We start from the raw sequence: 17,837 nt of genomic DNA, 5'->3' as shown, positions 1-17,837 counted from the left end.
CCCTGCGGTAAGCCTTTTCTCTTTACGTCGTAACCTCAATCCCCCAACGCTTCCCCTTCACGCCGTGGGTCCGCGCCACCCTCCAGCGTCGCTTTGCCCTGTGCATCCTTGACCCGCACGATGGCTTGCGTGCCGCTGGTCATGTCGATTTCGTTGACCGTGTGGCCCTTGTCTTTCAGCGCCTGAATCAGCGCCGGGCTGAACTGGCCTTGCTCCAGTTCGGTCGGGCCGTTGCGGCTGCCGAAGTTGGGCAGGCTGATGGCGCTTTGCGGGTCGAGGTTCCAGTCGAGCAGGCCGACGGTGGTCTTGGCCACGTACTCGATGATCTGCGAGCCGCCCGGCGAGCCGACGCTGGCGAGGAATTCGCCGCTGTTGCGATCGAAGATCAGCGTCGGCGCCATCGATGAGCGTGGGCGTTTACCGGGTTCGACGCGGTTGGCGACTTTCTGCCCGTTCTCTTCGGGGATGAACGAGAAGTCGGTCATCTGGTTGTTCAGCAGAAAGCCCTGAACCATCAGGTGCGAGCCGAACGCCGCTTCTATGGTTGTGGTCATCGATACGGCGCCGCCGAGGTCATCCACGGCGACGACCTGCGAGGTGGAGATGCGCAGTGGCGAGCGATCCGGCGCGTAGGCCACCTGCACGCCCGGCGGTGTGCCCGGCTTGGCGCTGCCCATGCTGCGTTCGCCGATCAGGCTGGCGCGACTGGCGAGGTAACCCGGGTCGACCAGACCTTTGACTGGCACCGGGACGAAATCGGTGTCGGCGACGTATTGCGCACGGTCGGCGTAGGCCAGGCGTTCGGCTTCGGCGATCAGGTGCACGGCTTGTGGTGCCGGCTCGATGCCGGCGGGTTTGTCGGTTTTCACCGGTTTGAGCGGTGTCAGCGATAGGCGTGGGTCGCGGGTTTCCAGTGCTTGCAGGGTGCCGAGGATCTGCGCCACAGCGATCCCGCCCGACGACGGTGGCGGCATGCCGCAGACCTGCCAGCGTTTGTAGTCAGTGCACAGCGGTGCGCGCTCTTTGGCCTTGTAGCCTTGCAGATCCTTCAGCGACAGGCTGCCGGGGTTGGCGTGGCCTTGCACCTTGGCGACGATCTCTTCGGCGATCGGGCCTTTGTACAGCGCATCCGGGCCTTCGTGGGCGATGCGCTTGAGCACAGCGGCCAACGCCGGGTTCTGCAGGCGCGTGCCCACGGCTTTGACGCTGCCGTCGCTGTTGAGGAAGTACGCGGCCATGTCCGGCGATTGGCGAATCACCGGGTCGGATTCCAGCAGCGAATGCAGTCGCGCAGAAATCGCAAAGCCCTGCTCGGCAAGTTTGATTGCAGGCTCGAACAACGTGGCCCATGGCAGGCGACCGTGTTGTTGGTGCGCCATTTCCAGTGCACGCAGCACGCCCGGTGTGCCAACCGAGCGCCCGCCAATCTGCGCCTGCGGGAACGGCATCGGTTTGCCGTCGGCTTGCAGGAACAGCTGCTCGGTGGCGCCGGCCGGTGCGGTTTCGCGACCGTCATAAGTGCGCACCTGTTTGCCGTCCCACAGCACGATCATCGCGCCGCCACCGATCCCGGAGGATTGCGGTTCGACCAGCGTCAGCACCGCTTGCATGGCAATTGCCGCGTCGATGGCCGAGCCACCCTTGCGCAGCATCTCCCGACCGGCCTCGGCGGCCAGCGGGTTGGCGGCAGCGGCCATGTGTTGGCTGGCGTGGCGGGTCTGCAGATCGGTGCGGTAGCCCGAAGCGGCTTCCGGGGCCAGGGGCAACGTCGAGGAGGGCGGTGCGTTGCACGCGGTGAGGGTCAGGGCGCTGACAAGCAGGGTCAGTGCAGGCAGGCGAAAGCGGCTCAGGGGCAGGGCTGGAAACACGTGGTGCTCTCCGTCCGAGGGGTGAAAGGTCTGACGGACTTTATCGACCGGGTGGTCGCGACGCAAACCGGTGGGCATTTTTGTCTTTCTTTTCAGGGCGGATGTTCGCTAGGGTCAGCGTCAAATCCACAGACTTGAAATACGCCCCTGTGGGAGCGGGCTTGCTCGCGAAAGCGGTGTGTCAGCCAACCTGACTATTGAATGCGAAACCGCTTCGCGAGCAGGCTCGCTCCCACCAATACAAGATCAACAAGAGGCCGACATGCACAGCGAGTTTCCCACCGAATCCAGTTACCGCGATCAACGCGAACAGTTTCTTGCCGCGGCCAATGCTGTCGGAGCCACGCTCACCTCCTACGCACATCCACGTTGCGGGCCCTTCGGTGAACCCTTGAGCACCGACGTCGCCGTGCTCGGTGATCCGCAGGCCAAGCGGCGGCTGGTCGCAATCAGCGGCACCCACGGGGTCGAGGGGTATTACGGGTCGGAGTGTCAGATCGATTGGCAGAAGACTTTTGTGCCCGGCTCGCTGCCCAAGGACGTCGCGGTGGTGATGGTGCACCTGATCAACCCGTGGGGTACCGCGTGGTTGCGGCGGGTCAACGAGGACAACATCGACCTCAACCGCAATCACCTCGATTTCACCGGGCCGTTGCCGGATAACCGTGCTTACGCGGCATTGCACGAGATCTACGCCTGCACCGATCTGAACGGCCTCGAGCGCGCGCGGGCCGATGCCCTGCTCGATACGCAGATTGCCGAACACGGCTGGCCGGCGGTGATGTCGATTGTCGAGGGCGGTCAGCACAGTCATCCCGATGGGCTGTTCTATGGCGGCCGCGCACCGAGCTGGTCGAATCGCACGCTGCATCAAATCATCGAAACGCATCTGGCTGGCGCTGAAACCGTGATGTGTTTCGACCTGCACACCGGCGCTGGCGAGTACGGCCATCCGATGTTGCTGACCATCACCCAGGCGCCTTATCCGGCACTCGCACAGGCTCAGGCGATTTATGGCCCATGGCTTTACACGCTGCACACCGGCGCCGACACCTTGAGCGAAACCGGTGTGGCAGCGACGGCTACCGGGTACACCTCGCAGGCGTTGCTCAATGCTTTACCGGACGTGCAGTTGATGCCGTTCGTGATTGAGTGCGGGACGTATCCAGGGCCGGATGTGCATCGTTATTTGCGCGATGACCACTGGCTGCATCTGCATGGCGATCCGCTGGATGCGACGGGGAGGAGGATCAAGTTGAATCTGCTGGAGCAGTTTTATCCGGCTGATCCGGATTGGCGGGCGATGGTGGGGCAGCGCACTCGGCAGATTTGGGTGAAGGGGTTGGAAGCCCTATCGGCAGAGAAGCCTGAGTAGGTCAGGCATAGCCTTGTGGTGAGGAGGTTTATCCCCGATGGACTGCGCAGCAGTCCCATTCATTTGCACTGAAGAGGGGGGGGGGCTTCGCACCCCATCGGGGATAAATCCCCTCGCCACGGGTTCGGTGTTGTCTCAAGGTATAAATGCGCTTATCGCTTGAAACCGGGCAGTCCATTCGCGGCATGCCATTCCTTTACAGTCTTCGTAACGCTCTCGGCAGAGTTGTCTTCTCCTTGCTCGGGATAAAAAATCAGGTCGGTTCCATCCGGGTGGCCAGTAAGCATCCTGAGGTGTGCCAGCAGTTCACCAAGCTTCGAATCCGATCCACTTTTGTTTGTTGCCCGTATTCTTTCGACGAAGCGGATAAATTCGGTTTCTGTGTCGCCGGATATTTTTACCAAGGCGTACTCACTGCTTTTTAAATTGATTGGGACTTATTGCTTGAACCCAGGCAGCCCGTTGGCTGCACGCCATGCTGCTACTGTACGAGCTATACCAGCGGACGACGTGTCAGCTCCAGGTTCTGGATAGTAAATAAGGTCCATCCCGCTTGGATGTCCAACAATCGAGTTGAAGTGCCGCACTAAAACATCTGCACGCTCATCAGTGGGCGCCTTATCTTCTTTTCTAATCTCGTCCACGAATTCAACGAAGTCTTGTTCGGTGTAGTCCGAAAAGCTGCGCTTGATGAATGGATCGTTCATGCTGTTCCCTATTCTTGGTGTATTTCGACGTGATTTTTTGGCGTGTGGATCCGCAGGTTATCAACGTTATAGACCTCGCCGCCTTCGGATATTAATTCCACGTGGTGAATCTCGTGAGAGATCCTCTTGCCCGCAGCATCCATCAAGCGAGCTCGCGGTGCCTTCCCGTTGCGCATACGTTCCATGCTGTCATCGCTAAACTGCCCAGCTACCGCACCATCTCTCGAGACAGCGGTCCAGAAGGCTCGTCTGAATGAATCAAAAGTAGAGTATTCGCGCCCTCTCAGTGAATCGGCGATAGTGGTTGGGATCGGTGCGCCAGATCCAGCCCGGGCATGTTCCAACCAGATCCCGGATACATCCTCACCAACCCCCGTCACTGTGCCCGGCGTCAGTCTGGCCGGTTTCGAAAACACCACATACAGCGACTTCAACCCAGTGTCCGCCGGGAACACCAGAATACAATCCTCGGCAGTAATGTCCTCGCCGGGCAGGCCTTCTATCTGGGTATCCGTGTTCTCGGGAATCGGATGAACAAGGATCGTGTTCAGTTGCTCGCCGTGTTCTGGATACACCAGCGGCGGCATTGATCCTAGGGGGCCGCGTTGTGGCGTCCACAAAATGGTAATGCCGTCGAGCTTGGCCTCCATCGCAGTCTTGTCGCTGTTCCACTCGACGTTGACTGTACGCACCGAGTCATCGCCCGAAGCGCCGGAGTGGATGCCGTAAACCTGCATGACCCCTTCGGCATCACGCCGAAACTGGAAGCGCACACGAGTGGGCGCGCGGCTCATGCGGCGCAGTTGTTGGTCGGTGTGCAGCGTGCCGTCGCCCATGCGGGTCGGCAGCATCCCGAGGACGAACACGCTGGCCGGCCCAGCAGCGCCGCGAATTGCCCAGTTGAGGCGTTGTTGCAAAATGCCGCCGCCCGCCAAACGCCCCAAGGCCAGATCGGCACCTATTGCCGTCGCGACAGCGGTGCTGGCAGAGGGCAAGAGCATGGCGCCGGCGACCATGATCTTGCCGAAATTGGCGGCGGATTCGAGTGCCGTGCCGGCGTCCGTTCGGCACCAGTTCTCCACAGTGCAGGACTTGGCGAACACCTGATCTTCGCGGGGCCTGGGCGTTGGCCATTCATCCTTTTCGATGTACACCGGCTCCGGTGCTTTAGGCACATACCACGAACCCCAAGAAGCGCCACCGTTGTAGCGTTTCCAAAGCCAGTCATCGTCGAAAAGGGATTTGAATCGAGCCATGACAACTCCCTGTATGGCTTTTGAATCGAGCCAGGGGAGCTTGTCGGTCAATGGGGAATTCGGGCAAACCGATGGGGTGAGTTACAGGCGTATGGTTTTACGAAAAATCTCTTTCGTACACCGTTAGCACCTTTTTCCTGCCGTGCTTTCTCGGGTCATTGACTAGGGAAGGGTGCCAGCACTTTTCTACGGGCATAAAAAAACGGCCTACCTTTCGGTAAGCCGTTTTTAGTACTTGGTGGCTACACAGGGACTTGAACCCCGGACCCCAGCATTATGAATGCTATGCTCTAACCAACTGAGCTATGTAGCCAAGTGGCGCGCATTATTCCCCTGAAATGGAAAAGCGTCAAGCGTAAATTTAAAAATTTTTTCTACGCTTTCAACCGTTTATCAAAATCATGGGCCGAGCAGGGGCGAAGGACAGCGTTGGAACCAGCGACTGGCCTGTTCATACGCGTGCGCCAGTTGCAGAACCGCGAAGTCTGCCTGATGCCGGCCGATGATCTGCAGCCCCATCGGCAACCCCTGCGCATTGAACCCGGCCTGGACGTTCGCCACCGGGCAACCGGACAACGTGCCGGGAATCACCACCTCCATCCAGCGATGATAAGTGTCCATGCTCACGCCCTCGATAGCGGTCGGCCATGGCTGTGACTTGTCGAACGGGAACACCTGCGCGCTGGGCAACAACAGGTAGTCGTATTGTTCGAACAAGCGAGAGATCGCCCGATACCAGTCGCTGCGCACCACCGAGGCGGCGAACACTTCGCTGGCCGAAAGCTTCAGACCGTTTTCCACCTCCCAGATCGCTTCCGGTTTCAACAGCGCACGCTTCTGCGGATCGGCATACGTCGTGCCCAAAGACCCCGCGACCATCCAATGCCGCAACGTCCGCCAACTGCTCCAAAGTCGCTCAGGCGCGAAACCAGGCTCAACCGATTCAACATGGCAACCAAGGCTCTCAAAATCAGCAAAGGCCTTCTCACACAACGACAGAACGCCTTGCTCCATCGGCAGATAACCGTTGAAGTTGCCGAGCCAACCCAACCGCGTACCTTTGAAATCACGCCCCAGCGGCGCCGCAAAGGCCTCACCAGATTCAGCGATGGACAACGGCGCCCGCGCATCACCGCCAGCCTGCACCGACAACAGCAACGCCGCATCCTTCACGCTACGCGCCATCGGCCCTTCGTAACCGAGCTGATCAAAAAACAGATCGGCACTGTCATCAAACGGCACACGACCCTGTGACGGACGAAAACCAAAGATGTTGTTGAACGCCGCCGGGTTGCGCAGCGAGCCCATCATGTCGCTGCCATCCGCGACAGGCACCAGATGCATCGCCAGCGCCGCCGCTGCGCCACCGCTACTGCCACCCGCCGTTTTACTCGGGTCGTAGGCGCAACCTGTCGCGCCGAACAGCGGGTTGTAACTCTGCGAACCGAGGCCGAATTCCGGGGTGTTGGTCTTGCCGATGATGATCGCGCCGGCGGCTTTGATCCGCTCGACCATGATGCCGTCGCGTTCGGGAATGAAGTCCTTGAACAACGGTGAGCCGAGCGTGGTGCGGATGCCACGGGTCAGCGACAGATCCTTGATCGCGTGGGGCAGGCCGTGCATCCAGCCGCGGTACTCGCCACGGGCCAGTTCGGCATCGCGTTCATCGGCCTGAGCCAGCAGTTTTTCAGGTGATTGCAGGCTGATCAGCGCATTCACCAACGGGTTGAAATGGTCGATGTGGGCAAGGTAAGTCTGCATCACTTCCCGGCAGGACACCTGGCGCAGGCGGATGCGTTCGGCGAGTTCATTGGCCTGCAGCAGGACCAGTTCGCTGATGTTATTGGAATTCATGACAACGGCGCCTTTCAGACGGCTGGAAAAACGCCCCGGCCCAACGCCGGGGCGGCAGGGATCAACGCATCAGATTGGTCCAGAGACGATCGGCCAGGCGGATCGCGCCTTCACCGCAGGTCTTGCTGAACACCACATTCGTGCCTTCGGGAATGTGCAACTCAGGCGCGTCCTTGAGGCTCGCATCGAGGAACGGTTCGACGCCTTTGATCGGGCTCTGGTGCTTGAGGAAGTTCTGCGTCATCGCCGAGTTTTCCGGCTGGCTGAGGAAGGCGATGAACGCCTTGGCGTTCGCTGGATTCTTGCTGCCGGTGGGGATGACCATGTTGTCGACCCAGGCCAGCACGCCTTCTTTCGGGTACAGGTATTTCAGCGTCGGCTTCATCTCGCGGGCACGCATCGACGAACCACCCCAGAACATCGACATGTCGATTTCACCCGAGGCGAGGTTCTCGCGGATCGAGCCGGCCTTGGAGCTGTACGTCTTGACGAACGGCTTCTGGGCCTTGAGCAGCGTGAGGATCTGCTGCATCTGCTTGGGGTCTTCGCTGCACAGCGGAATATTCAGGTACAGGCTGGCCATGTCGACCATGTCGCTGACCGAGTCGAACATGTTGATCCGCCCTTGCAGCTCGGCTGGTGGTTCGTACAGGACCTTGTAGCTGTCAGCCGGGCCTTGGTAGCGAGCGCTGTCGAGAACCACGCTGGTGGTGCCCCAGATGAAGGGTACCGAGTACGCGCCTTCGGGGTCCCAGCTCGGCTTTTTCAGGTTATCCACAACGCTGGCGTAGTAGGGCTCTTTGACCGGATCAAAGCGCTCCAACAGGTTTTCCTTGATCAGGATCGGGATGAACTGGTGCGATGGAATCGCCACGTCATACCCCGCGCCGCCCTGTTTCAGTTTGGCCAGCAGGGTTTCATTGGAGTCGTACGAGTCGACCGTGACTTCAATGCCGGTCTGCTTCTGGAACTTGGCGAGAATCTGCGGCGAGAAGTAACCGCTCCAGCTCACCACGTTGAGTTTTTCGGCGGCCTGAAGACTGCCGGCCATGGCCAGCGGCACAGTCAGGAACAACGAAGTGCCGACGCTTTTTATCCACTTGCTCATGCTATTTCCCCACAGTTCTTGGAAGGTTCAGGCGTTCTTTTTGCCCAGCAGGTAAGAGAGGCTGACGAACAGCACCGAGACGCCGAGGATCAGCGTCGACACGGCGTTGACATCGGGTGTGACGCCCATGCGCAACAGGCCGAAGATGAAGATCGGCAGGGTCGTGGTGCCGGCCTGCGAGACCATCATCGAGATCACGAAGTTATCCAGCGAGACGATGAAGGCCAGCATCAGCCCGGAGAAAATCCCCGGCATCAGCAGCGGCAGAGTGACCTTGCGAAAGGTTCGCCACGGGCCGGCATAGAGGTCGGCCGAGGCTTGCTCCAGCGACAGGTCCATGTCGTTCAGGCGAGCGCGGATCGGCAGGTAGGCGAACGGAATGCAGAACACCGTATGGGCGATGATCAGGTTGCCGTAACCCAGCGACAGGCCAATGGTCGAGAACAGCGCCAGCGTCGCCACACCGACGACGATTTCCGGCAACACCAGCGGCAACATGATCGCGCCCATCGACAATTGCAGGCCCTTGAACTTGGCGCCTCGCGAAGTGCCGAGGGCGGCGAGGGTGGCAATCGCCGTGGCGATCATGCTCGCGCAGACCGCGATCAACAGGCTGTTGCCGGCGGCCTGACGCAAGGCCTGATTGGCGAACGCGGCGCGATACCAGTCGAGGCTGAACCCTGTCCACACCGTCGCCGATTGATTGGCATTGAACGAGAACACCACCAGCACCACGATCGGCGCATACAGGTACAGATAGAACAGGAAACTGAAGCCGCCGAAGCCGGGGAAGTCCTGCACGCCCACCCCTTTGCGTTTGAATAGAGCGAGCATTACGCACCTCCCTTGGCGATGCGCTGGCGCTCGGCGCGCAGGGCATAGACCGTCAGCACCAACATCACCGCGGCCATCAGCACCAGCGACAACGCCGCACCGAATGGCCAGTTACGCGCATCGCTGAACTGCCGGAAGATCAGGTTGCCAAGCATCATCCGCGTGCCGCCACCGAGCAGTTCCGGGGCGATCATCGCGCCCAGGCACGGCACGAAAGTGAGGATGGCGCCGGCGAGAATCCCCGGCTTGGCAATCGGCAGCACCACTTTGCGCAAGGTGCGCACACGCCCGGCATACAGATCCTGAGCCGCTTCGAGCAGACGAATATCCATCTTTTCCAACGTCGCGTAGATCGGCAGCACCACAAACGGTGCGTAGGTATAAACCAGCCCCAGCAACACCGCGCCATCGGTATACAACAGTTGCAGCGGCTCATGGATGACGCCCAGGCCCATCAGGCTGTTGTTGATCACTCCGGTGTTGCGCAGCAGCAGAATCCAGGCGTAAGTGCGAATCAGCAGGTTGGCCCAGAACGGCACAGTGATCAGAAAGATCAGCAGGCCACGGCGATGCGCCGGCTGCATGGCCAGCCACACCGCCACCGGAAAACCGATCAGCAGCGTGATGATGGTGGTCAGGCCGGCGATGCCGACCGAGCGCAAGGCGATGATCAGGTACGAGTCGGCGAAGGCCAGGCTGTCGTCCATTTGCCGTTCGAACAGCAGCGAGGTGTAGGCGTCGCTGCTGAAGACTTTGTTGACCCCGCCGTAGGGGTTGGCTTCCATCAGTGAATAGCCGATGACGATCAGGATCGGCACTACCAGAAACAGGCCGATGGCGACCAGCGCCGGGCTGACCCCGAGGAAACTCTGGAAGGCCTTGCGGCGCTCCAGTGTGTTGGCAATCGGTAAGGCGTGCATGGCAACTCCTCGGGCTCAATCGTGCAGGACGCTGGCGCTTCCACGGTCGAACAACAGACCGGCCTGGCTGCCGACGGCGAAGCGCAGGCTCTGATCGACGCAGTTGGGTGTGCGCACGGTGAGACGCGACCCGTCGCCGAGGCTGACCTGATATTGCAGGTCGGTGCCCAGATAAATCTGCGCGTCGATCCGGCACGGCAGCGCGGCTTCGGTTGTGGCAGGCACCAGGTGCAGGCGCTCGGGGCGCACCGACAAGGTCACGTTGGCGCCGACGGCCACGTCGCTGCACGGTTGTGCCGGCAGCGGATGGCCGGCCGGTCCGGCGAACCAGGCCATGCCATCCTCGATCTTCGTGACGGTGCCCTGAATGAAGTTGGTTTCGCCGATGAAGTCGGCAACGAAGCGATTGCGCGGGCGTTCGTAGATGTCCTCCGGGCGGCCGACCTGCTGCACTTCGCCTTCGGACAACACGGCGATACGGTCGGACATGGTCAGCGCTTCTTCCTGGTCGTGGGTGACAAAGATGAAGGTGATGCCGGTCTTGGCCTGAATGCTTTTCAGCTCTTCGCGCATGGCCTGGCGCAGCTTGAGATCGAGCGCTGACAGCGGCTCATCCAGCAGCAGGACTTTTGGATGCGGTGCCAACGCACGGGCTAGCGCCACACGTTGTTGCTGGCCGCCGGACAGCTGCGCCGGCTTGCGAATGGCGAAGCGTTCCATCTGCACCAGCGCGAGCATTTCGCGAACCCGCTCGGCTATTTGCGCTTTGTTCAGGACTTTGCCCATCGGGTGCGATTCAAGGCCGAAGGCCAGGTTTTCGGCGATGGTCATGTGCGGGAACAGCGCGTAATGCTGGAACACCGTGTTGACCGGGCGCTGGAAGGGCGGGCGGTCGGCGATGTTTTCGCCGTAGAGCAGGATTTCACCCTGAGTGGGAAATTCGAACCCGGCAATCATCCGCAGCAGCGTGGTCTTGCCACAGCCGGACGGGCCGAGAAGGGTGAAGAATTCGTTGTCGCGAATGTCCAGGTCGATGTTTTTCAACGCCACCGGACCGGTGTTTGGATCACCGTAAACCTTGCGCACCGAGCGGATGGACACCGCTAGTGTTTGCAGCGAATGCAGGGCATTCATGCGTTACCTCCGATTCCCCCATCGCCTGCGATTGCGCTGCACATCAGCGTGTCGTCGGGCCATGGATATTATTTTTCTGGGCAGGATCGAGATTGCGTACGGGGTGAAACCAGCTGTTTTTTTGTTCTGCTGTGGCTCGATTATCAGCCAGGGGTTGCACGGGACGACACTTCAATTTAAACATGGCAGGTGTTAGTTAATTTAATAGCCAAAGGGGCCAGCAATCATGCCCGACCACCGTTTGCCGCCGCTCAACGCGGTGCGTGCCTTTGATGCCGCCGCCCGGCTGGGCAGCTATGTCGAGGCCTCGAAAGCCCTGCACGTGACCCAGCCGGCGATTGGCCGGCACGTGAAGTTGCTCGAGGACTGGCTGGGCATTCAACTGTTCGAACGCACCTCGCGCGGGGTCAACTTGACGCCGGCGGGGGAGAAGTACCACCGCAAGATCAGCGCCGCGTTGCAACTGATCATCGAGGCGGGCAAGGAAGCTCGGCCGAAAGATGCCGAGCGTTGGCTGCGAATCATGGTGGTGCCGGGATTTGCCAAGCGCTGGCTGATGCCAAGGATCGAAGCATTGCGGCATCTGCGGCCGGGATTGAAACTGGCGATCGAGCCGAATTCCACCTTCACCGAAGTGGACGGCAAGAGTGCCGATCTGGGGATCGTCTACGGCCTCGACGGGCAGTATGCCGACTCACGGCAAGCGCTGATTTGCCCGCGGGTGTTTCCGATCTGTACGCCGGCGTATCTGGCCAGCATCGCACCGATCGACGGCCCGGCCGATCTGGTCCGTCACGAGTTGATCCACGTCGATGACGGCGAATGGTGGAATCTGTGGTTCGCCGCTCACGACCTCGATATTCATCTGAACTCGGACATGCTCTACGTCAACAATGACCACGCGCTGTCTGTCGCCGAGAGCGGGCAGGGTATCGCACTGGCCAACGAGGTGCTGGTGCGCCATGAGCTCGCCAGCGGCAAACTGGTGCGTGCGGTCGATGCTCAAGTGAAGCTGGAAAGCTACCGGGTGCTGACGCCGTCCGCCGAACTTTCGGCGGATGTCGCGTGGTTTATTCAATGGCTCAAGACTGAGCTGGAAGCGGACTTCCCCGAAGCAGTGATCAACTGAGGCGGAAACGCGCGGTGTTGTCGCTCAGCGCCTTGCTGCCCTTGCTCAGGGTGTCCGCCGCCAGGTTTACCGCCCTGGCGCCTTCGAGCAAGCGTACGGCCGCCTGATCGACCTGCTGGATATTGCCGCTGACTTCATCGGCGGTACTGGCCTGTTCCTCAACCGCCGTGGCGATCTGCGCCAACGTGTCAGTGACGCTTTGCACGGCGCTGGCGATTTCTCCCAAACGTTCACCGAGGCCGGTGACCGACTCGGCATCGGTTTGCGCCTGGCCGCAGGCGGCTTCCATCAAGCTTACGGCTTCGTTGACCGTAGCGCGCAGGCTGTCGACTGTGCCGGCAATCTGCGCAGTGGACGATTGCGTGCGCTGCGACAGGCTGCGTACTTCATCGGCGACCACGGCAAACCCGCGCCCCTGTTCGCCGGCGCGTGCCGCTTCGATCGCGGCGTTGAGCGCCAGCAGATTGGTCTGTTCGGCCACGCCGCGAATGGTGTCGACCACCAGTTGAATTTGCTGGCCTTGCTCGCTGACTCGGCCGAGTGCCGCTGCGGTGTCGTTCAAGCGCTGATTAAGCTGCTGGATACTTGCCGTGGTGCGCTGGCTGTCACGGCTGCTGTCGGCCGCGATGCGCCGGGTGTGCTGGGCGCTGCCGGAGGCTTGTTCGCAACTCTGTGCCACGCCTTGCGAGGTCGCGGCCAGTTGCGTGGCGGCGGCGGCGATCTGGCTGATCTGCAACTGCTGCGCCTCGACTTCGCTCAGTGCGCCGCTGGAATGCTCGTTGAGGCTGCGCACCGCGTTGCTCAGTTGCGAGGTCTCGTGATCGACCCCGAGCATACTGCTGCGCAGTTGCACCACGGCAACGTTGAGCGCAGTGCTGATCGCCGCCAGCTCATCGCGGCCCACCACCGGCACTTGCAAGCTCAGGTTGCCGTCACGCAAGGCCTCGGCGAGCAGAGTGATGCCGCTGGCGCTGCGCCGGATCGAGGCTTGCAGGCACACGAACAGATACAGCGCCGCCAGCAACAGGCAACCGAACACGGCGGCGACCACGATGAACTGGCGAATCGCCGAAGCATGGTACGCATCCAGGCGCTGATCCAGCGACAGCAGCGATTGCTGGCGCAACGAGGCGAGATCGCCCAGCAGTGCATCGAGGCTGCGCTCGAAGTCTTCGGGCTTGAGCGTGATGCTGCCACCGAACACGCCGTCATCCAGCACCTTGAGACCGGCATCGAGGCGCTTGAGGCTGTCGTGGTATTGGCCGGCCCAGGTCTGCAGATCGCTCGGCAAACGCGCTTCGAGCAGGCCAGCGGTTTTCACCAGTTGCTCGCGGGCATCACCGATGCGGCTGCGCAGGTCGCGCAGTTGCAGACGGCTTTGCAGGGTGAACTGGCCCGAGACCACTGAAGCCTGACCGACGGCGGCGAGGCGGCCAACGCGCTCGATCAGGTTCGGTGCGTGCTGCGTGGAGATCTGTGTCAGCAGATAGGTTTCCAGCCATGGCGCGAGGGTCAGGCGGTTGTCCATGACGATCTGCTCGCGCAAGGCTTGCAGGGCGCTGAGGGCGTTGGTGAAGCGGTCATAGCCGTCCGGCCACCAGCCGACGCTGCTGAGGTTTTTCGAATCCAGGCCACCGAGTGCGGTTTGCAGCGCTTGATAGCGGGCGAGGGTTTCGCCCTCGGCGCCTTCCTTGCTCAGCGCATTGCCCAGATCACGGGTGGCTTGCACGAGGGCGGGTTGTACGGCGTCGAACGCCGCCATGGCGGCGAGGGTGGCCGGGGTCGGCTGGCGATTGGTTTCAGTGGCGCGCCAGCGGGCTGCGCGATCGCGCTGGGCGGCGAGCAGATTGTCCAGCGCATCGAGGCTGAGCAACTGCCGCACGCCGGCACGTTCGCCGGAAATCAGGTTGAGCTTGTCGCGATAGTCCTGGCCGATCATCAGCAGGCTGCCGGCCAACGGCAGAATGAACAACAGAAACAACAGCTGAAATTTACGTGCGAAGCCAAACCGCCCCAGCAATTTGATCCCCGGTGAAAGGAAAGCCTGCATGCCCTATGACTCCTCTGGACACCACGCACCATCGGCGTGCATCGCGGTCGTGCGACCTTGATGTTGTGCCCTGCTAAAAGGCCTCGAAAGTTCACTCTCGCCCGCTCTGTAGGCCGGCTCTGTAGCGAAACTTCCCATTCTCGGCCGCCTTTGTAAGGCCACCGCGTTCGAGGAGAGAAGCAAGGCAAGATTCAGACCATGGCGTTGCGCTATCACGTAACGCTCGACGACCAGGCAGTTAGTTAGCTGGCTAAGGGGATGGCGCTGGCGCACCGAAAAATGGCACATTGGCGCACCTGCCTGCGTGCACCCATCAGCTGTCCGGAAACTTCCATGGCTATCAGCAACGCTCAGACCGCCGCTGCCTCGGCGCCCGCTGCTCCGCAAAGCAGCCCACTGGTGATGCGTATCATCGGCGCCGTGGCGCTGGCGCATTTGATCAACGACCTGATCCAGTCGGTGCTGCCGTCGATCTACCCGATGCTCAAGGCCAACTACGGCCTGAGCTTCACCCAGGTCGGCCTGATCACCCTGACTTTCCAGTTGACCGCTTCGCTGTTGCAGCCGTGGGTCGGTTATCACACTGACCGGCATCCGAAACCGTGGCTGTTGCCGGCCGGTTCGATTTGCACGCTGATTGGCATCGTGATGATGTCGGTGGTCGGTAGTTTTCCGTTGATTCTGCTGGCGGCGGCGCTGATCGGTATCGGTTCTTCGACCTTTCACCCCGAGGCATCACGGATTGCGCGGCTGGCCTCGGGCGGACGCTTTGGTCTGGCGCAATCGACCTTCCAGGTCGGCGGTAACGCCGGTTCCGCGTTCGGCCCGTTGCTGGCGGCGGCGATCATCATTCCGTTTGGTCAGGGCAACGTGGCGTGGTTCGGTCTGTTCGCGGTGTTTGCGCTGTTTGTGCTGTACCGCATCAGCCGCTGGTACGCCCATCACTTGAACCTGTTCAAGCTCAAGGCCGGCCAGGCGGCGACTCACGGGTTGTCGAAGGGCAGGGTGACCAGTGCGCTGGTGGTGCTGGGGTTGCTGGTGTTCTCCAAGTATTTCTACATGGCCAGCCTCACCAGTTACTTCACGTTTTACCTGATCGAGAAGTTCGACCTGTCGGTGGCCAGTTCGCAGCTGCACCTGTTCCTGTTTCTCGGCGCGGTGGCAGCGGGGACGTTCTTTGGTGGGCCGATCGGCGACAAGATCGGGCGTAAGGCGGTGATCTGGTTCTCGATCCTCGGCGTGGCGCCGTTCACGCTGCTGATGCCGCATGTCGATCTGTTCTGGACCACCCTCCTCAGCGTGGTAATCGGCTTCATCCTCGCCTCGGCGTTTTCGGCGATTGTGGTCTACGCGCAAGAACTGGTGCCGGGCAATGTCGGGATGATTGCCGGGGTGTTCTTCGGTTTGATGTTTGGGTTTGGCGGGATTGGCGCTGCGTTGCTGGGGCATCTGGCGGATATTCACGGGATTGAGTACGTGTATTTCCTGTGCTCGTTCCTGCCGTTGTTTGGCGTGTTGGCGATCTTCTTGCCGCGCACCAAAAAGGCCTGACTCCACGCCCTTCCAACTGTGGGAGCGGGCTTGCTCGCGAATGCGGTGTATCAGTCGATAGTAATGTGGCTGACGCACCGTCTTCGCGAGCAAGCCCGCTCCCACAGGGGATTGTGGTGTTGCAAATTAAACTCTCAGGCACAAAAAAGCCGCGTATCAAACGCGGCTTTTTCTTGGGCGTGTTGCTTAGACGTTGAAGCGGAAGTGCATCACGTCGCCGTCTTTGACGATGTAATCCTTGCCTTCCAGACGCCATTTACCGGCTTCCTTGGTGCCGGCTTCGCCCTTGTACTGGATGAAGTCGTTGTAGGCGATCACTTCGGCGCGGATGAAGCCTTTCTCGAAGTCGGTGTGGATCACGCCAGCGGCCTGAGGTGCGGTGGCACCGACCTTGACGGTCCAGGCGCGGACTTCTTCGACACCGGCGGTGAAGTAGGTCTGCAGGTGCAGCATTTCGTAACCGGCGCGGATCACGCGGTTCAGGCCAGGCTCTTCCAGGCCCAGGGCCTCAAGGAACATGTCCTTCTCTTCGCCGTCATCCAGCTCGGCGATTTCCGCTTCGATCTTGTTGCAGACCGGAACCACCATCGCGCCTTCTTCTTCGGCGATGGCCTTGACCACGTCCAGGTGCGGGTTGTTCTCGAAACCGTCTTCAGCGACGTTGGCGATGTACATGACCGGCTTGGTGGTCAGCAGGTGGAAGCCCTTGATCACTGCTTTTTCGTCAGCGCTCATGTTCTTCATCAGGCTGCGCGCAGGCTTGGCTTCGGTGAAGTGGGCGATCAACTGCTCCAGCAGGCCTTTCTGAACCACGGCGTCCTTGTCACCGCCCTTGGCGTTGCGCGCGACTTTCTGCAGTTGCTTCTCGCAGCTGTCGAGGTCGGCGAAGATCAGTTCCAGGTCGATGATTTCGATGTCGCGCTTTGGATCGACGCTGTTGGAAACGTGGATCACGTTGTCGTCTTCGAAGCAGCGAACCACGTGAGCGATCGCGTCGGTCTCACGGATGTTGGCGAGGAACTTGTTGCCCAGGCCTTCACCTTTCGAGGCACCGGCCACCAGGCCTGCGATGTCGACGAATTCCATGGTGGTCGGCAGGATGCGCTTCGGATTGACGATGGCCGCCAGTGCTTCCAGACGCGGATCCGGCATTGGCACGATGCCGCTGTTCGGCTCGATGGTGCAGAAGGGGAAGTTCTCGGCCGCAATACCGGATTTGGTCAGGGCGTTGAACAGGGTGGACTTGCCGACGTTAGGCAGGCCGACGATGCCGCAATTGAATCCCATGGTGTTTCCCCTCGGATAAGAGTCAGGCCTTCTGGCTGTGCAGGTTTTTCATCGCGCGGTTCCATTCACCGGCGAGGATATCCGGCAGCACGCCGAGGGCAAAGTCGATGCTGGCATCGAGTTTTTCCTGTTCGGCGCGTGGCGCACGACCCAGGACGAAATTTGAAACCATACTGGCGACGCCCGGGTGGCCGATGCCAAGCCGCAGACGGTAGAACGTATTCTGATTACCCAGTTGCGCGATGATGTCGCGCAACCCGTTGTGACCGCCATGGCCGCCGCCCTGCTTGAGCTTGGCGACGCCCGGAGGCAAGTCGAGTTCGTCGTGCGCCACCAGGATTTCTTCAGGCTTGATGCGGAAGAAACCGGCGAGTGCCGCCACGGCCTGGCCGCTGCGGTTCATGTAGGTGGTGGGAATCAGCAGGCGAACATCCTGACCCTGATGCGAATAGCGCCCGGTCAGGCCGAAATACTTGCGATCGGCCACAAGGTTCACACCTTGCGCGGCTGCGATGCGCTCAACAAAAAGGGCCCCTGCGTTATGCCGGGTCTGGTCGTATTCGGGGCCTGGATTTCCCAGGCCAACGATCAGTTTGATGGCAGTCACGATAGGGGCCCTTCCTTTGAGTGGTGAGTAACATCGCCGCGATCAGGGAAGGCGGCGAAAGTGGACGAAAATTGCTCATTTACCATGAATGTAAACTCCGCGTTCTCGCCCGCTTTCTCGCTACGTTCCAGTCCGCGATGTTACTGATCACTCAGGC

The 17,837-nt window shown here is 60.7% G+C and carries 15 protein-coding genes and 1 tRNA gene; 3 read left to right on the top strand and 13 right to left on the bottom strand.

Annotated elements, in window-relative coordinates; translation table 11 throughout:
* Positions 1 to 35: 35 nt before the first annotated feature.
* Positions 36 to 1,868: a gamma-glutamyltransferase gene (gene ggt / locus AC1UK9_RS23685; RefSeq protein ID WP_482580521.1), complete on the bottom strand. Its 1,833-nt coding sequence runs from the start codon at positions 1,866 to 1,868 to the stop codon at positions 36 to 38.
* Between the two features lie 262 nt (positions 1,869 to 2,130).
* On the opposite strand from ggt, the gene AC1UK9_RS23680 reads away from it, so the two are divergent.
* A complete protein-coding gene (locus AC1UK9_RS23680; protein WP_482578617.1) occupies positions 2,131 to 3,243 on the top strand; it encodes a DUF2817 domain-containing protein in 1,113 nt (370 codons plus the stop codon).
* A 152-nt stretch (positions 3,244 to 3,395) separates the two neighbouring features.
* On the opposite strand, the gene AC1UK9_RS23675 is transcribed toward AC1UK9_RS23680, so the two are convergent.
* The 9 genes from AC1UK9_RS23675 to AC1UK9_RS23635 form a co-directional block, all read right to left on the bottom strand.
* Complete coding sequence (locus AC1UK9_RS23675; protein ID WP_473013585.1) at positions 3,396 to 3,647, bottom strand: bacteriocin immunity protein; 252 nt, start codon at positions 3,645 to 3,647, stop codon at positions 3,396 to 3,398.
* A 33-nt stretch (positions 3,648 to 3,680) separates the two neighbouring features.
* Positions 3,681 to 3,950, bottom strand: coding sequence for a bacteriocin immunity protein (locus tag AC1UK9_RS23670; protein ID WP_482578616.1), 270 nt, complete (start codon positions 3,948 to 3,950; stop codon positions 3,681 to 3,683).
* Between the two features lie 8 nt (positions 3,951 to 3,958).
* Positions 3,959 to 5,206, bottom strand: coding sequence for an S-type pyocin domain-containing protein (locus AC1UK9_RS23665; protein ID WP_482578615.1), 1,248 nt, complete (start codon positions 5,204 to 5,206; stop codon positions 3,959 to 3,961).
* A 236-nt stretch (positions 5,207 to 5,442) separates the two neighbouring features.
* Positions 5,443 to 5,519: transfer RNA gene (locus tag AC1UK9_RS23660), tRNA-Met, on the bottom strand.
* Positions 5,520 to 5,605: 86 nt separating this feature from the next.
* Positions 5,606 to 7,060 carry an amidase gene (locus AC1UK9_RS23655; protein WP_482578614.1) on the bottom strand — a complete coding sequence of 485 codons (1,455 nt, stop codon included), beginning with the start codon at positions 7,058 to 7,060 and terminating at the stop codon, positions 5,606 to 5,608.
* Between the two features lie 61 nt (positions 7,061 to 7,121).
* Positions 7,122 to 8,168: an ABC transporter substrate-binding protein gene (locus AC1UK9_RS23650; protein WP_473013581.1), complete on the bottom strand. Its 1,047-nt coding sequence runs from the start codon at positions 8,166 to 8,168 to the stop codon at positions 7,122 to 7,124.
* A 27-nt stretch (positions 8,169 to 8,195) separates the two neighbouring features.
* Positions 8,196 to 9,002, bottom strand: a complete 807-nt coding sequence (locus AC1UK9_RS23645; RefSeq protein WP_482578613.1) for an ABC transporter permease — start codon at positions 9,000 to 9,002, stop codon at positions 8,196 to 8,198.
* Positions 9,002 to 9,922, bottom strand: a complete 921-nt coding sequence (locus AC1UK9_RS23640; RefSeq protein ID WP_482578612.1) for an ABC transporter permease — start codon at positions 9,920 to 9,922, stop codon at positions 9,002 to 9,004. The genes AC1UK9_RS23645 and AC1UK9_RS23640 overlap by 1 nt, the downstream gene beginning before the upstream one ends.
* 15 nt (positions 9,923 to 9,937) lie before the next feature.
* Positions 9,938 to 11,056: an ABC transporter ATP-binding protein gene (locus AC1UK9_RS23635; RefSeq protein ID WP_482578611.1), complete on the bottom strand. Its 1,119-nt coding sequence runs from the start codon at positions 11,054 to 11,056 to the stop codon at positions 9,938 to 9,940.
* A gap of 226 nt (positions 11,057 to 11,282) precedes the next feature.
* On the opposite strand from AC1UK9_RS23635, the gene AC1UK9_RS23630 reads away from it, so the two are divergent.
* Entirely contained in the window at positions 11,283 to 12,185 is a 903-nt protein-coding gene (locus AC1UK9_RS23630) for a LysR substrate-binding domain-containing protein (protein ID WP_025109358.1), read from the top strand.
* Here the strand turns inward: AC1UK9_RS23630 and AC1UK9_RS23625 are convergent.
* Entirely contained in the window at positions 12,178 to 14,235 is a 2,058-nt protein-coding gene (locus AC1UK9_RS23625) for a methyl-accepting chemotaxis protein (protein ID WP_482578610.1), read from the bottom strand. The two genes, AC1UK9_RS23630 and AC1UK9_RS23625, sit on opposite strands and share 8 nt — an antisense overlap.
* A 333-nt stretch (positions 14,236 to 14,568) precedes the next feature.
* Here AC1UK9_RS23625 and AC1UK9_RS23620 point away from each other — a divergent pair, with 333 nt between their 5' ends.
* Positions 14,569 to 15,786 (top strand): MFS transporter, encoded by a 1,218-nt coding sequence (locus AC1UK9_RS23620; protein WP_473013576.1) that lies wholly within the window; start codon positions 14,569 to 14,571, stop codon positions 15,784 to 15,786.
* A 186-nt stretch (positions 15,787 to 15,972) separates the two neighbouring features.
* Here AC1UK9_RS23620 and ychF read toward each other — a convergent pair whose 3' ends face one another.
* Positions 15,973 to 17,073, bottom strand: coding sequence for a redox-regulated ATPase YchF (ychF, locus tag AC1UK9_RS23615; RefSeq protein WP_025109355.1), 1,101 nt, complete (start codon positions 17,071 to 17,073; stop codon positions 15,973 to 15,975).
* Positions 17,074 to 17,095: 22 nt separating this feature from the next.
* Positions 17,096 to 17,680, bottom strand: a complete 585-nt coding sequence (gene pth / locus AC1UK9_RS23610; RefSeq protein WP_473013575.1) for an aminoacyl-tRNA hydrolase — start codon at positions 17,678 to 17,680, stop codon at positions 17,096 to 17,098.
* Positions 17,681 to 17,837: the final 157 nt, after the last annotated feature.

The sequence above is a fragment of the Pseudomonas sp. AK-TSAG1-1 genome (assembly GCF_056821665.1).
The sequence above is the reverse complement of the archived record's forward strand: the minus strand, read 5'-3'. Positions and strand labels throughout refer to the sequence as shown.